The 14,641-nt window shown below is 56.0% G+C and carries 12 protein-coding genes; 5 read left to right on the top strand and 7 right to left on the bottom strand.

Annotated features, from left to right (window positions below):
• Positions 1-316: 316 nt before the first annotated feature.
• Positions 317-1,024 carry a restriction endonuclease gene (locus tag PSH84_RS18860; RefSeq protein ID WP_305481547.1) on the top strand — a complete coding sequence of 236 codons (708 nt, stop codon included), beginning with the start codon at positions 317-319 and terminating at the stop codon, positions 1,022-1,024.
• Positions 1,025-1,121: 97 nt separating this feature from the next.
• Here PSH84_RS18860 and PSH84_RS18855 read toward each other — a convergent pair whose 3' ends face one another.
• The 5 genes from PSH84_RS18855 to PSH84_RS18835 all read right to left on the bottom strand — a co-directional run bounded on the left by PSH84_RS18855 (position 1,122) and on the right by PSH84_RS18835 (position 8,112).
• Positions 1,122-2,060: a hypothetical protein gene (locus tag PSH84_RS18855; RefSeq protein ID WP_305481546.1), complete on the bottom strand. Its 939-nt coding sequence runs from the start codon at positions 2,058-2,060 to the stop codon at positions 1,122-1,124.
• Positions 1,988-4,546 carry a patatin-like phospholipase family protein gene (locus PSH84_RS18850; RefSeq protein WP_305481545.1) on the bottom strand — a complete coding sequence of 853 codons (2,559 nt, stop codon included), beginning with the start codon at positions 4,544-4,546 and terminating at the stop codon, positions 1,988-1,990. The genes PSH84_RS18855 and PSH84_RS18850 overlap by 73 nt, the downstream gene beginning before the upstream one ends.
• A gap of 203 nt (positions 4,547-4,749) precedes the next feature.
• The gene (locus PSH84_RS18845) at positions 4,750-5,661 is read right to left on the bottom strand and encodes a helix-turn-helix transcriptional regulator (RefSeq protein WP_122564750.1); all 912 of its coding nucleotides are present in this window, start codon (positions 5,659-5,661) and stop codon (positions 4,750-4,752) included.
• 92 nt (positions 5,662-5,753) lie between these two features.
• Entirely contained in the window at positions 5,754-6,545 is a 792-nt protein-coding gene (locus PSH84_RS18840) for an SDR family NAD(P)-dependent oxidoreductase (protein WP_122564749.1), read from the bottom strand.
• On the bottom strand, positions 6,538-8,112 hold the full coding sequence (locus tag PSH84_RS18835; protein WP_305481544.1) for an amino acid permease: 1,575 nt from the start codon (positions 8,110-8,112) through the stop codon (positions 6,538-6,540). Before PSH84_RS18835 ends, PSH84_RS18840 begins: the two co-directional genes overlap by 8 nt.
• A 280-nt stretch (positions 8,113-8,392) precedes the next feature.
• On the opposite strand from PSH84_RS18835, the gene PSH84_RS18830 reads away from it, so the two are divergent.
• Positions 8,393-9,940 (top strand): TerC family protein, encoded by a 1,548-nt coding sequence (locus PSH84_RS18830; protein ID WP_305471081.1) that lies wholly within the window; start codon positions 8,393-8,395, stop codon positions 9,938-9,940.
• Positions 9,941-9,978: 38 nt separating this feature from the next.
• Complete coding sequence (locus tag PSH84_RS18825) at positions 9,979-11,085, top strand: NAD(P)/FAD-dependent oxidoreductase (RefSeq protein ID WP_305471080.1); 1,107 nt, start codon at positions 9,979-9,981, stop codon at positions 11,083-11,085.
• Here the strand turns inward: PSH84_RS18825 and PSH84_RS18820 are convergent.
• Positions 11,082-11,561: a MarR family winged helix-turn-helix transcriptional regulator gene (locus PSH84_RS18820; RefSeq protein WP_305481543.1), complete on the bottom strand. Its 480-nt coding sequence runs from the start codon at positions 11,559-11,561 to the stop codon at positions 11,082-11,084. The genes PSH84_RS18825 and PSH84_RS18820 overlap by 4 nt on opposite strands.
• A 302-nt stretch (positions 11,562-11,863) precedes the next feature.
• Positions 11,864-12,436: a TetR/AcrR family transcriptional regulator gene (locus PSH84_RS18815; protein ID WP_122568609.1), complete on the bottom strand. Its 573-nt coding sequence runs from the start codon at positions 12,434-12,436 to the stop codon at positions 11,864-11,866.
• A 113-nt stretch (positions 12,437-12,549) separates the two neighbouring features.
• Between PSH84_RS18815 and PSH84_RS18810 the strand changes: the two genes are divergently transcribed.
• Together PSH84_RS18810 and PSH84_RS18805 are read left to right on the top strand one after the other, a co-directional pair.
• Positions 12,550-13,986: an amidase gene (locus tag PSH84_RS18810; protein WP_305471076.1), complete on the top strand. Its 1,437-nt coding sequence runs from the start codon at positions 12,550-12,552 to the stop codon at positions 13,984-13,986.
• A gap of 74 nt (positions 13,987-14,060) precedes the next feature.
• On the top strand, positions 14,061-14,585 hold the full coding sequence (locus tag PSH84_RS18805) for a hypothetical protein (protein WP_305481542.1): 525 nt from the start codon (positions 14,061-14,063) through the stop codon (positions 14,583-14,585).
• Positions 14,586-14,641 lie beyond the last annotated feature (56 nt).

Below are 14,641 nucleotides of genomic sequence, written 5' to 3'. Positions count from 1 at the left end.
ACATAATATACATTATGTGTAGCAACGGCCTAACTCAGTTAACGCCCAGCCCACGTATAGAGGCCTCTTATCATTTGAAAATGCGCCTCATAGAAGTCACTGCCTTGGAGCTGGTTTCTGAGCGTCAATCTCTGAGCCATCACCAATCGTTTATCCGGATATTTATAAGGACGTCTACGTCTCTGTGTAGGCACGCTGACGCACATTTGAACGCTATGACCGTCCGGTGGCAAAATAATCGTTTCTACCCAGCCGCGACTAAGCATCGCGTGAAAAACCAATTGCGATGCCAATAATTTTTCAAGGACGGCACTCGATGCATCTCGCCAAGACCAAGGACGGTACGCTCATCAGCGCGGCGGAGGCTCTCATCATGGCTCCGCCAGGGCGCATGAGCTTCTGCTGTCCGACTTGCGGCACCCCCGTGTTTTTCGTCGGAGCGACCGGGCCTAACAGACCACATTTCCGGGTTTCTGTGTCACGCCCTCATAAAACCGAGTGTATAGAAGCACAGTTACTCGACGTGACATTCGAAGTTCAAGATGCTGATGACGCAGAAGCATCAGTCACGTTCATGTCGATCGCATCCAGAGTAACCCTACAGGCGGTCGAGTATTTTGCTAACCATCCTCACCATCTAAAGACGATGGATCGGCGGCTCTTTGAAGAGTTTGTGGCAGAGCTCTTCAAAGGATTTGGATACGAGGTCGAGCTGACCAAACAAACCCGTGATGGTGGATTTGATCTGATCGCGGTGACGAGCCGGGACTTTATCAGCCAGCGGTTCCTAATCGAATGCAAGCGACCTGATCCGAAAAATCCGATTCGGCTCGACGTCGTGAAGCACCTGCACGCGACCAAGATTGATCAAGGAGCGAACAAAGCAATTCTGGTGACGACTACCCATTTCACAAGGGATGCTCACCGCTATGGCAAGCGACATGCGATTGAACTCGATCTTAAGGACTTCGACGATTTGGTGGAATGGCTTCACCATTATTTGAGGATCAAGGCCAGAGCATGACAAGGCGGTCTCACCGCAGGCCCTGCACTCAATAAGTGCGCATCCAGAACCCGATCAGTCCCCGCAATAACGCTGCGGATGCGCTGCGGCGCCCTCCTCACTCTCGAGCAATATTCACAAGATTATTTGTTTGGTCCTCCGTATTCGACAAATCCCAGCGTGCGGCAAAAGCACGCTTGATACTCGGTGCCAGCCCTGCCAGTACAGCAACACTGAGCGCAAATCCCCAAAACTTCACCAGCGTAAACAGCCCCAGCACATCGCTCATGTCCGTGATGCTATGGCCACCGAGCAGCGACAACAACGTGAAGTTTTCAGCGTAGTCGCTCAATCCGGTGACTAGCGGGACAACAATCAACACCCAGATCCACCAACGTTTCGCGCACCCGACTTTGTAGCCTAGCAGCAAGGTAATTGCGTATAGCAACACGAAGAAATTATCCAACACGATGCGCCAGACCGCTAAAGATCCCCATGGCCCGGAGGGTGTCACGTTGCTCAGCTGTTGCTTGGTAATGTTCACGCAACTTGCCAACGTCCAGCAGAATTGATTGGAGGTGCTGAACAGCGTCAGGTCCAATAGCACCAGTATCATTCCGACAAGCGTTGTGGCCAAGTACATTTCTAGGAACAGATCGACCAGCGAACCATTGCGTCCTGGACGTTGACTTGCTGGGATGTTGCGCAACCAGCCGATAAAGTCGGTGAAGTGCCCTCGCCCCTCCTCTCCCTGTCGCCTGTGAATCGGAAACCTGGCGGGCCGGCGGATTGGTAAGAGTCGCTGTACATTGGGATCGGCCAGGCAGCGATCGCCAATCAGCTTGCCCAAGCGCCGGAAGCTTTCAAACTGACTCTCGTCAAAAAACTGATCGACCGTTGTCTGATGCGGAAAAGTCGAGTTCTGGATGGCGTAGTTCAGCACATCCGCCGGTTCATCGCGCAGCGCGGCCAGACTGGGTTTGATCAGCACCAAGGTGCCATTTGTCTGCGCATCGTAGTGAATAGTGCCGGTGATGAACCCTTGGGTGCATAACATAAGGTTTTGGCATCCCCGCGAAAGTCGTTAAGCTGACTGAAGCTGATATCCACGCCCAGATCGACGCGACATTTGCGGATGGTGTCGGCCAGGTCTGTCATCTCACGCTGCTCATCAGCGCTAGCATCGACAGCAAAGATAACGGAGCAGCGACGACGCACCAGTTCGTAAAGGCCCAGATTGTCGAAATGGCCGCCATCGGAAAGATAAACGTAACGGCTGCGCTCATCGCTCATGCCGAGCAGCTCATACAATAGGGCGAGCAGCCCCAACCGCGGGCTTGGTGAGTACCAGCGCGACTGCGCCGGATTGGGGCTCCAGCGTCCCAGACGGATGTTGAACAGGGTCAGGACGAATGCCAGCATCGGCAGACTGGCACGGCCCATGTTCGGGCTGACGGCCGCGCCTGACGTGGCCAGAGCCATGCCCAAGGTGAAACCTTTCTCTTCCTGATCCCTTGCGGCATAGGCTTCGGTGGGGCGGTAGGCCGGATCTGCTGCGTCATCGCGGTGCAGTGAGGTGGTGTCGCCCTGGGTCCGCTCCAACGAATAGCCGCAAAACAAGGGTGTGAAGACGAAGGAAGCTGCTTTGCGTTCCTGCCAGGCTAGGTCCGCGCCCTGGGTGATGTTCAAGGTGGTGTTGATGATATGCAAGGGAAGTTGAGGCGCGATCTTCTTGCCGTTGGCGCCCCTGCTCAGTATATGCAAGGAGAGATCATCGTCATCATCTAGACCAACGAAAGGCTGTTCATTACGCAGATTCTGGTTACTCGCTCCCAGATAGCACCTGACCAGACGGTTTTTGTACATGTTGTGCAAGGAGAACTTGTTGATATCGACCCGCCAGGCGAACAAAAGCGTCACGAAGAGCAAGATGCCAATGCTCAGTACGAAGATGGGTATGCCAGTTGTTGTCGGATTGTTCCCTGTCAACAGCTCAATTGCGGGCACATTGTTTTGGAACAACGTCCAGATGCCCGGAAGTTTCTGTGCTTCGGCCGGCGCTTGGCTCGACGTAGCGACAGTTGCAAACAAGACTTTCTGAGTAGCCGCTGCTGCAAAAAAAACCAGCCCCACGACAAACGTCGTCGAGGCGATGTTTAGGAGACGCTCGACCCTCAGCTGTTTCTTCATCGAGGCCGACTGCGGCCGGCGTAAGAATATCGACACCAATAAGGTACCGATCCAGCCTGTGCCCAGCAGGCTGATCCAGTCACCCATGCGGCTCTGCAGCCATTCCAGTAGCGGTAACGAAAAAAACGTCAGCAGGCACCAAATCGCCCAGCCAAAGGCGATCATCATTAGCCACGCATTGAGACGGCTCCACCACTCACGGCTGCGCTCGAAGAAGGCGCGACCAACCATGCCGGTATAAATGGAAGTGGTGACGCCTAGGGCAGCAAGAAAAATCGGAACGCCCAAACACAGCAAAACGATTTTGTGCCCGACAGTCGTTGGTTCTCCCAACACCAACAAGATACTGGCGCCGGCCAGTACCAATATGCCCGAAACCAACCCCACGCCGCCGGCCAGACACAGCACCGCAGCGTCGCGCAACAGCAGTCGCCAATGCTTGCCCTCGCTCAGCTCGGCTACCAGCCAGGTCAGCAACAACACCAGCAGCAAACCAGCTAAATAGCGCCCGGCAGCCAGGGCGCTATCCCAGCCCGGATTAATACTGGTCCACCAGATGACCGCAAAAACCGACGAAACTGTTCCCGGGACAATTACAGTCAGTATCACCCCCGGTATGGAGATCAACCAGTTACGTCGACGATTGATCGGCAATCCCTGGTGCCAGAGGTTGTAGCCGATGCAGAAGGTAAAAAACAATCCACCCCAGGCCGCCGCGAAGCCGAAGACATTGGCGTACGGAGTTGCGAAGTCATAAGCCCGAAGCAGTGCATAAGGCAAGGTGAACAACAATGCGAAGAAACCAAGGAGGATGATCAGGTTGAGCATGACATTGCGCAACCAAGTGGCGAGCAAGGTCAGGGTGTCCATCGATAACATACCGACCCGGGGCGTGAGGTAGTTGCTGTAACGCCTGAGCCAGACGATCTCGGCAGGTTCCAAGGACGCTGGGGCCTTTTCGGTGTTGACATTGTCGGCCTTGGCCAAACTCTCCTGAACATTGGCCAAGCCTTTGCGATAAATCCAGGCACTCAGCCAGCTACCGATATAACCGCCCCCCGAAACGGTGGACAGATAGTCGAACGCGGCCAGTCTTTTTTGGCCGGCCAATGCTTGAAGCACACCAAGACAGAACGTTGCGCTGCGGATACCGCCCCCAGAAAAAGCCAAGCCGATGGACTTCCGGGTTTTACGCAAGGTTTGCCCATCCGTTTGCCCACCTTTGTTATAGAAGGCAGATCGGGGATGGCGGGACAAAGCAACGGCCTCGGCATCGAGTGCCGCCTGCAATTTCAGCGCCTCGCTGGACGATTGGATATTTTCGGGGAGCGGGTCTTTCTGCTGGGTCGTCATGGCGTCGCTTCTCAAGAGGATCAATCGCACGCAAAACGCGGTAATGACTCATCCGAGTTTTGACTTCCTGCGCGATCACTCGCACGACAACCTGAACAAAGACGAGGTCGCTGGTGTAGCAGCAACTGAAGAGACTGTAGACAGCCTTGGTAACCTTCGCCAGTGGTACTGGGAGAGATATGGGGTCGTGACACTGAACTTCGTTAATTGGCAAAAGTCTCCTGAAACACTAGCGCGTTACCCGCACCGGCAAACGGGACATTTGAGGTATGACTAAGGACAAAATTCACGAACAGATGAAACAGCTCGGATTGGCTGGAAATGCCGAGCTTGAAATACAGGTGCTTGCGATGGTTTTTTACCGTGCCCTCCGCGATACCAAGGTGCAGTGAAATCGAAAGGCTGGAGTGTCCACGCAGGATCATGCTGACGATCAATTGTTCACGGGGGGTTAGTTGATCAGCGGCGAATCGCGAAAAAGCGTTATTCAGGTGCTCTTTCAAGGCTGATGCACTGTCGTCGTGATGAGCGCAAACGCCTTGATAGTGGCGTTGCAGCAATACATCGACCATCGCACGGCAACTCTGTAAACCTTCGAACTGCAAAGCGGAAAACGTTGGAGAAGCGTTCTGTCGCATCAGTGAATAAGCAAGGTGGCCGATGCCCGGCAACGCAGAAATAAATACAATTTCTTCAGCTAATGTGCCCGACTGCATGGAAATACAGGGATGCACATCGGGGGAATTGAAGTAATCACCCTCGAAGAAAGCGTCAGGGGCCAATTCGCTCATGCGATAAAGTCCGGTCGCCTGACCGTGAGCGCAGGCGGTATAAACCGGGTCCAGCAAATACGTACCGTTAAGATAGCTGTGCATCGCCCCCGGTTCGCAAATACCTTGCAGATTGTTGTGCAGTAACACCGGTGAGCCATCCGTTGGGTAAAACAGCACGCAGCTCTGGTCGAAATTCACAACGGCCCACAAAGCCTCATCCAACTGTCGGGCAAAGCCATCACACTGCAGCAATGCGACCAAACCGGGCGTCGCGCAGTGCCATGCGTCAAGGACGGGTGCGGCATCCATGCCACATCTGCCATCCGGAACTGAAATTGCCATGCCATCCCCTTGTCTTTATCCAGTGCGCCCAACCAGCGAGCGCACCCTTAACCCAGCGATAAAGAGCAAGCATATTTCTTGCCACGATTGGTTTAAACCGCTGAAAAACCATTGTCCACAAACAGCTGCGCTCCACTGACAAATGAGGCATCGTCGCTGGCTAAAAACAACGCGGCACGTGCGACCTCCTCCGGCTCGCAAAGCCGCCCTTGCTGCAACTTGATTGCCGCTTCACTGGCATCCACTCCCATCAGTTGCAGATCGCGCAGTTCCCGCTCGCCGTGAGGGGTACGGATAAAACCCGGGGCGACTGCGTTGCAGCGGATACCACGATCACGAAACTCGACGGCAATGGCTCGCGCGAACATCTGGCATGCGCCCTTGCTGGCGTTGTATACGACCTCGCCTGGGGTCGCATACTGCGCGGAGATCGACGAAGTGCACACGATACTGCCCGAGCCTTTGGCGAGCATTTGTGGAAGCACCGCCTGAGTGACCAGGTACATGCTCTTGACGTTCACGGCCATAAGCCAGTCCCACTCATGCTCCTGCACGTCCAGAAAAGGTTTCACGATCAAGGTGCCGGCGTGGTTGAAAAGCACGTCCGCCGGGCCAAATTCTGCCAGCCCTCGGGCGATAGCTTCACGAACCTGAACGGCTTGCGAGACATCGGCGCCTAGCCCCAGTGCTTGGCCACCATCGGCAATGATTTGCGACGCCAAGTTGACGGCGGCATCCTCATTCAAGTCGATAATGATTACCTTGGCCCCTTCAACCGCGAACAACCGGCTTGCGGCAGCGCCGCATCCACCGGCGCCGCCGGTGATAATGGCCACTTTTCCGGCCAGACGGCCCTTGCCTTTGGATCGTTCAACATTAGTCATTTTGCGGATTTCCTTCACGACCGCCACTTACGGCGAATGCTTCTTCAGGTGACAACACCAGGCGATGACGACGATAGAAAGCGAAATAGGCAATCCCGATCAGGTACCAGCAAGCAGCTGCGAGGGCCGCCCATTTATAGAGAGGATCGAGAAACTGATAAATCAGTGTTGCGACTGCAATGATGATCACCGCGACTGCTCCGAATATTCCGTAAGGACTGCGATAAGGCCGATGCAAATTAGCGAAGGAGCGCTTCAAGCGAATGTAAGCGAGGCTTTGCAAGATGTAGGAAATCATTCCGGCGAACACAATCATGCTCACCAGAATTCCACCCATCAGTGCGTTGTTTTCCTTGCCGAAAGTAAACCAGCAGAGCATCAGGATACCCAGGGCAGCCAGCGCCCCGGTGGCCAGTGCAATATTCGGCGTATTGCGGGTCGGGTGCGTAACCGATAGCCCGGTTGGCAAGTAACCGGCACGCGACAGCGAATAGATATTGCGTCCTGCGGCAAAGCTGCCCGCCAGGAACGACGCCGCCAGACCCAGCACGGCCACTGCTGACAACAGCTTGCTTGCGGTGTGCCCGAAAATCTCCCGGAAGCCATCGAGTAGCGGCTCCGAGGACGTACTCATGAAGAAGCTGCCGCCGCCGATCGATGCACTGAAAAACAACACACCCAATGCCAATACCGCAAGAATCACGGTGCCCCAAACCAATGCCAGCGGCAAATGCCGGGTCGGGTTATGCGATTCCTCGGCAGTCAACGGCAATTGTTCAATGGCCAGAAACATGTAGACGGCAAACGGCAATGCCAGCATGACGCCGGTCAGTCCGAACGGCAGCCACGGCCCGTTACCGCCCTGCACTTCAACTGGTTTGCCTGCGGCGTCAGCTGCAAGGTTCAGGGCATTACCGGTGAAATCCATATGCGGGTAAGCCGCAATAAAGAACACCACCAACACCGACACCGCCGCGATGGTAATGAGCACGACCGCGCGCATCGAAACCCCTAGACCCCGATTCGAAAGCAGCAGCATGCAGGCATAACCGACGACCCACCAGACAGGTTGCCATTCGGGGCCAGTACCGAAAATTGCAGTCAGGTAGGCCCCCATGAAAAACATGTTCCCCGCAGGGGCCAGGATGAATTCGATGTTCTCCGCAAGGCCTGTACTGAATCCTCCCCATGGGCCCATTGTCGTACGCGCAAAAGAATAGGCGCCGCCGGTATGCGGCAGCGCAGCCGCCATTTCACCGATCGACGAGCAAAGAAACAGATACATGACGGCAATGATCAACAAGGCCGGAAACATGCCACCGAAGCCTTGGGCCAAGCCAAGGTTCCAACCGGAATACTGACCCGCCACCACCGCACCGACGCCAAGAATAAGCAGAGTGAAGAACCCTGCGTGACGCTGCAGGCGACGTTGTTCAAAGTAACCGTTTTCTACGGTTTGGTAACTGATCCCTGATGGGTTAACTGCCGCCGTCGGCGCTTTGGTTGTCGTTCTGTCCACGCGGTGATCCTCCGATATCTCGTTCAGGGCAAACTCCCCGACCGTCATCTTCGAATGCACCGTGCAAGCTGCCTATGTCTCCAAGGGGACATGTCGACGCAGCGTTCTCATCCCCCCTGTCAGATCCTGTAATAAATCGCCTCGTATGAAGTATTGGAAACCGTTGTAGGATTTCTTCCCCAACTATTTCCAGGTCTGTATGAACACCCTCCAGGAACCTCCCAGTCGCCTTTCCAAGAACCGTTTTCTCTCTTGCGCCCCTGCGGCCTGCATACGCGTGTTGCAGCCCCCTTCCCTCGCATTGATCGTCCGAGGGAACGAATAAGCCATGGAATGGATCGTTGACCCCACGGCCTGGTTGGGCCTGCTGACCTTGATCGTGCTGGAGCTGGTGCTCGGCATCGATAACCTTGTATTCATCGCCATCCTGGCCGACAAACTTCCGCCCGAACAGCGCGACCGTGCCCGTATCATCGGCCTGTCCCTGGCATTGCTGATGCGCCTTGGCCTCCTCGCCAGCATCTCCTGGATGGTGACGTTGACCAACCCGCTCTTCGAGGTCTTCGACAAGACATTCTCGGGCCGGGACTTGATCATGCTGTTCGGTGGTGTGTTCCTGTTGTTCAAGGCAACCATGGAGTTGCATGAGCGACTCGAGGGCCACGTGGCGCAGCGTTCCGGCAATGCCGCCTATGCGATGTTCTGGCCGATCGTTGCGCAGATTGTGGTACTGGACGCGGTCTTTTCCCTGGATGCGGTGATCACGGCCGTGGGTATGGTGGAGCACCTGTCGGTCATGATGATCGCGGTGATGTTCTCCATCGGTTTGATGATGATTGCGAGCAAGCCGCTGACAAAATTCGTCAACGGCCACCCTACCGTGATCATGCTGTGCCTGGGCTTCCTGATGATGATCGGCTTCAGCCTCACGGCTGAAGGCCTGGGTTTCCACATTCCAAAAGGCTACTTGTACGCCGCGATTGGTTTCTCGATCCTGATTGAACTGTTCAACCAACTGGCGCGCTCCCGTCGCAAGAAAAGCCTGCAAGGTCTACGGCCGATGCGTGAGCGTACCGCCCATGCGGTGTTGCGCCTGCTGGGCGGCCAAAAGCTGGGGGCCGATGAAGTCGGCGAGGAAATCGCCGACATGCTGGAAGGCGACGAACCGGAGCAGGTTTTCCATCGGCGCGAACGGGTTATGATCAGTGGCGTGCTGCAATTGGCCGAGCGCCCGATACGCAGCGTGATGACGCCTCGTGCGCAAATTGACCACCTCGACTTGGCCAATACAACGGAAGAAATCCGTACGGCGCTGATGCACTCTTCCTACTCACGCTTGCCGTTGATCCGGGAAGGACGCGTGGATGAGCCGCTAGGCTTTGTCCATAAGAAAGAACTGCTCAAGGAAATACTGGCGGGCAATCAGCCGAATCTGGAAGTCATGGCGCGCAAAGCCATCAACCTGCTCGACAGCTTCACGATCCTCAATGCACTGGAGCAAATGCGTAAGGAGTCGACCCACATCGCGTTCGTGGTGAACGAGTTCGGTGACTTCGTCGGCCTCCTCACCATGACTGACATCCTGGAATCCATTGCCGGTGAACTGCCGGATGCCAGTGAAATCGAAGGCCCGAATATTGTCGCTCAGGATGGAGGTTTCCTCGTCAGCGGTGCCCTGAACCTCAGTCAGGTCCGCGAGCACATTGGCTTCCAGGCGAAAGCGACAGAGAATTACCAGACGCTTGCCGGGTTGGTGATGAGCCTGCTGGATCGTTTGCCGATCATTGGCGACACGCTCAGTTGCCAAGGGTGGAGCATGACCGTGATGGAGGTTGAAGAGCGTCGGGTGACCAGGGTGCTGTTGCGTAAGGGATAAGCGTGATTGGTATCTAACGATTGAAAGGAGTCGTGACGGTGAGTGTCGATATCGATTGCGTAGTCGTGGGTGCGGGTGTCGTCGGTCTTGCCGTCGCACGCGAAATGGCCTTGGCAGGTCACGAAGTACTGGTGATTGAAGCTGGAGCAGCAATCGGTATTGGCACAAGCTCGCGTAACTCGGAGGTCATCCACGCGGGGATCTATTATCCTCCCGGGAGCTTGAAAGCCCGACTGAGCGTCGAGGGCAGACATGCTCTCTATGCATATTGCGATAGCCACGGGGTCAGGACGCGTAGAACCGGAAAGCTGATCGTCGCCAACACTGAGGCGCAAGTAGCTCAGCTTCAGTTATTGCTCAAGCGAGGGCATGAAAACGGTGTGGATGACCTGCGTCTGCTTGATCGTAATCAGGCCACGGCGCTGGAACCTGCGCTTGAGTGTATCGCTGCGTTGCATTCACCTTCGACCGGTATCGTCGACTCCCATGGGCTGATGTTGGCGTTGCAAGGGAACGCCGAGGCGGCCGGCACCAGCATCGCGCTCCATGCCCCACTGCTCCGTGCAAGGGTGACAGCCGACGGATTTCTCCTTAACGTCGGAGGAGAATCCCCCATGGAGCTTTCATGCCGCCGGCTAATCAATGCAGCGGGCCTTCATGCCCCTGCGGTGGCCCGGTGCATAGATGGATTGTCGTCGGACGCGGTGCCGCGTGACTATTTGTGCAAAGGCAGTTACTTCAGCGTATCCGGACGTGTGCCCTTCACGCATCTGATCTACCCGGCGCCCGAAGCCGACGGTCTCGGGGTGCACATGACCATCGATCTAGGTGGACAGGCTCGCTTTGGTCCTGACACCGAATGGGTCGAAACCGAGGATTACCAAGTCAATCCGGCTCGCGCAGACGGGTTCTACTCAGCCATTCGCAGCTACTGGCCCGACTTGCCGGACGGTAGCCTGCAACCGGACTACAGCGGGATTCGTCCGAAGATCTCGGCGCCTGGCGCGCCTGCCCGCGATTTTATGATCAGCAGTCAGCGCGAGCATGGCGTCCCGGGGCTGATCAATTTGTTCGGCATAGAGTCCCCCGGCCTTACGTCATGCCTGGCCATTGCCAAGCACGCACGCGAGCTGATTGAGCGTTAGCTGTTCGATCCCTGACCAGGTTTGCTCCACTCCTCCACCATCGCCTCATAAACCTCTTGGCAAGCGAACTCCGCCGAGGCCTTCGCGTCGGCAAAAACCTGATCGCCTGCTGGCGTGAGGCAGGCGTAACCTACCCGCGCATCCCGTGGGTCACTTTGGCGAGACACCAACCCTATTTTTTCAAGCGGCAGCAGGGATTTGGTGACCGCCGATGCTGTCAGCCCCATGCTGTCAGCCAGGTCCGCTCGCCGCAGCCGAGCATTGTGCGCATGTTTCAAGTGGTACAGGATCATGAAGTCACCGAAGCTCAGGCCATGGACGGCAGAGAGCTTGGCATCAACCGGCCGCGCTGCGGAGGTGTATGCCCGGGAGAAGCGAATACAGCGGTCAAGCTTCGAGCCGTTCGCAGCAGGTGCAGTAGATTCGTTGTCAGACATTGCAACATTGCTCCAATTCTTGTGGAGAAGGATGTTCAAATCGGGACTCCATAAAATCAAACATGGGCCCCGTTACCTCAAAAGCGTAGGTCTCGCCTTTATCGATATTCCTTCGCATGACCCGCTCACGCCGCAGTTGGGCTCCGCGTCGACTTAGCTGCCTGGAGAACGTCGATTTCCCTGCCCCCAAAGGGCCTAAAACCATATGGACTAATTGCATGCTACCTACTTTCTAGATACTTGAATGCTACAGTATCAAGAAATAGAGCTGACGTAACCCGCATCGGATGAACGGCGAAGCCGTCCGAACCACGAAATGGGGCCAGCCAATTGCCCTTCACCTAACCGGCGATCTTTTTTCGAACCATCTTCATCAGGTTCTCACCGACGCCCTCGATGCTTTTGTTCTGCGAAACGACCTGAGCCCCCTCCATCAGGTAAATGAGTTCCATCGCCGCTTCGTTCGGCTCGGGCAAATCAGCCTTGACACAGAGATCCACCAGCCGGAGGAACTGACGTTTCTTATGTTCTTCGATGAGGCGGCGGGCAGGACTTTCTGGCTCAGGTATTTCCGCCAGTGAATTGGTAAACGGACAGCCCCTATAAGACGCCACCGAAAGATCGTGCGCGATGAACGTGGCAAACCCGAGAATCTGCGCCTTGGGATCGCCGACGTACTGTGTCGAAAGCGCTTCAAAAACCTCGGAATATTTATCGACGAGCAGTCGCAGCCACTCAAGCACCAGAGCGTCTTTCGAATCGAAATGCCGGTAGACGGTCATCTTGGTTGACTTGGCCTTTGCCGCGATGGCGTCCACCGTCACTCGACTGATGCCTTCATTGAAAAATAGCTCTTCGGCTGCATCGAGAATCCTTTCTCGGGGGGCTAACTGTGGAATTCGTTCGGGCCGCATGGTGCTCTCCGCTTGACATCGATACTAAAAGGTATCTTACTATACCAATAGGTATCGTACGATACCGGCAAGTAATCATACCGCTTTGCCAGGTAAATGGCTCGGAGAACGCGATGAGAACCGCTGAATACGCCGAATACGATGCACTGGGTCTCGCTGAGCTGATCGCCAGCGGTCAAGTCACCCAAGCCGAAGTCAATTCTGCGGCACTGTCCGCTATTGAGCAGCTCAATCCAAAGATCAATGCGGTGGTTGAGGTTTGGGAGAATGAACCTCAGGCAGCTACCGGGCCGTTCATGGGCGTACCCTTTCTGGTCAAGGACTTGGGTCTTACCGCCAAAGGGCACTTGAATGAACTGGGCAGTCGCTTGGCTGCCGGATGCATCGCCGAGGAGGACTCGAACCTGATGACCCGCTTGCGGCAGGCAGGTTTGGTTACCATTGGCAGAACCACCACGCCCGAGTTGGCTGCCAGTACAACCACTGAGTCGGTATTTTCGGGGCCGACACGCAACCCATGGGATCTAAGCCGCAGCGCTGGCGGATCAAGTGGTGGCTCGGCCGCTGCGGTGGCCGCTGGCCTGGTACCTGCGGCGCATGCCACCGATGGCGGTGGTTCTATCCGCGTCCCTTCGGCCTCTACCGGATTATTTGGGCTTAAGTCCAGTCGGGGCAGAGTTTCAATGGGACCGGCGGTGGACGAGGTTTGGGCTGGGCTTGCAGTGCATGGTGTGATCAGTCGAACCGTGCGCGACAGTGCCGCTTTGCTGGATGCAATCGAGGGGGTAGCCGTCGGTGATCCTTTTGAGATTGCCAAGCCACAGCGTTCCTATTTAGCGGAAACGACTCGCGAGCCCGGATCACTACGGATTGGCCTTCTCCTGCATCCATTGAACGCCACTCGCTCCGTCGAACCGGTCGCAGAAGCGACCCGCGATGTTGCTCTCCAGCTCCAAGGCCTGGGTCATTGTGTGGAAGAAGTCTGTTTGGACATTGGTCTGAGTTGGGACAACTTTGTCGAAATGAATGCGCGGTTCTGGTCAGCCAATACCGCTGCCTGGCTCAACGCCATCGCGGCAGGAACTGGCCGCCCCATTGCCGCCAGCACTCTTGAGCCCGCCACTCTTTCGCTGCATCAGATGGGCAGTCAACTTACTGCCATTGATTTGCTTGAGGCCATGCATTTCAGAAATCTCGTGACCCGCAGCATGGGGCACTTCTTCTGCAAGTATGACGTCCTGTTGAGTCCGACGTTGCCAGCGCTGCCCCCTGCAATAGGCACCTATAACGAGGGTCAGCAGCACCTGGATGGCAGGGGCTGGATGGATCGCGTATTCACCCACTCCCCCTTCACCGCGTTAGCGAATGTGACTGGATCTCCGTCCATGTCCATGCCATTGGCGTTTGATCCAGAAAGTGGTCTGCCTATAGGCATGCAGTTCTCAGGGGGCTTTGGTCGAGAGGACGTGCTGTTGCGTCTGGCAGGTCAGCTAGAGCGTGCTTTGCCTTGGACAGCACGCAAACCTGAGGTTTGGGCCGGAAAGCTGTAGCCCGGTGGGTACCTCCCCGCAGTCGGATGCAGTTAAACTGCGCGCCCTCTAATGTCACCTCCAGGAAGGATTCGATGACGTTTCGCCTATTGGGAACTGCTGCGGCCCTACTGCTGCTCTCCGCTTGCTCTAACTATCAGTACAGATCTTTTGCCGGCAATTTAGAGGATCCGACCCTTCGGGTCCTGGAGTTGTCCGATGGAGTGGCCGATGCCCCGGTTATCTACTTCGAGACGATGCAGTATCGGGACCTCGGTGTGCCGTTCCATCGCCTGCTCCTGGCAACCCGGGTTGATGGCCAGTCCTTACCTTATGCCGGTAAGCATTCAATCCTGGAGTACTTCGGTTACCAAGCCATTCGGCTGACGCCAGGCACGCACTCTTTGGAATGGTGTTGGGTCTCGATGAATAAACTGGGTACCGGCGGAGGCAAATGCGGCTTCAGTGCCCCGGACATCCGTTTGGAAGCTGGCAAGCGCTACCTGGCCACGTGGTCAGCGTCGACATCGATGATCGGTGTCTCTGGGAGCGAGCAAATGCAGATTAAGGTGAACTCCTACGTGCTTGACAGAGATACCAAGAAGCAGGTCTACCCCTGATAGCAGAATCTTGGCCAGCCCGGTTGGTCGCCGTATGGATTCACAGCCTGCGGCTA

This window comes from Pseudomonas beijingensis, from assembly GCF_030687295.1.
In the GTDB taxonomy this organism is placed as follows: domain Bacteria; phylum Pseudomonadota; class Gammaproteobacteria; order Pseudomonadales; family Pseudomonadaceae; genus Aquipseudomonas; species Aquipseudomonas beijingensis.
The sequence above is the reverse complement of the archived record's forward strand: the minus strand, read 5'-3'. Positions and strand labels throughout refer to the sequence as shown.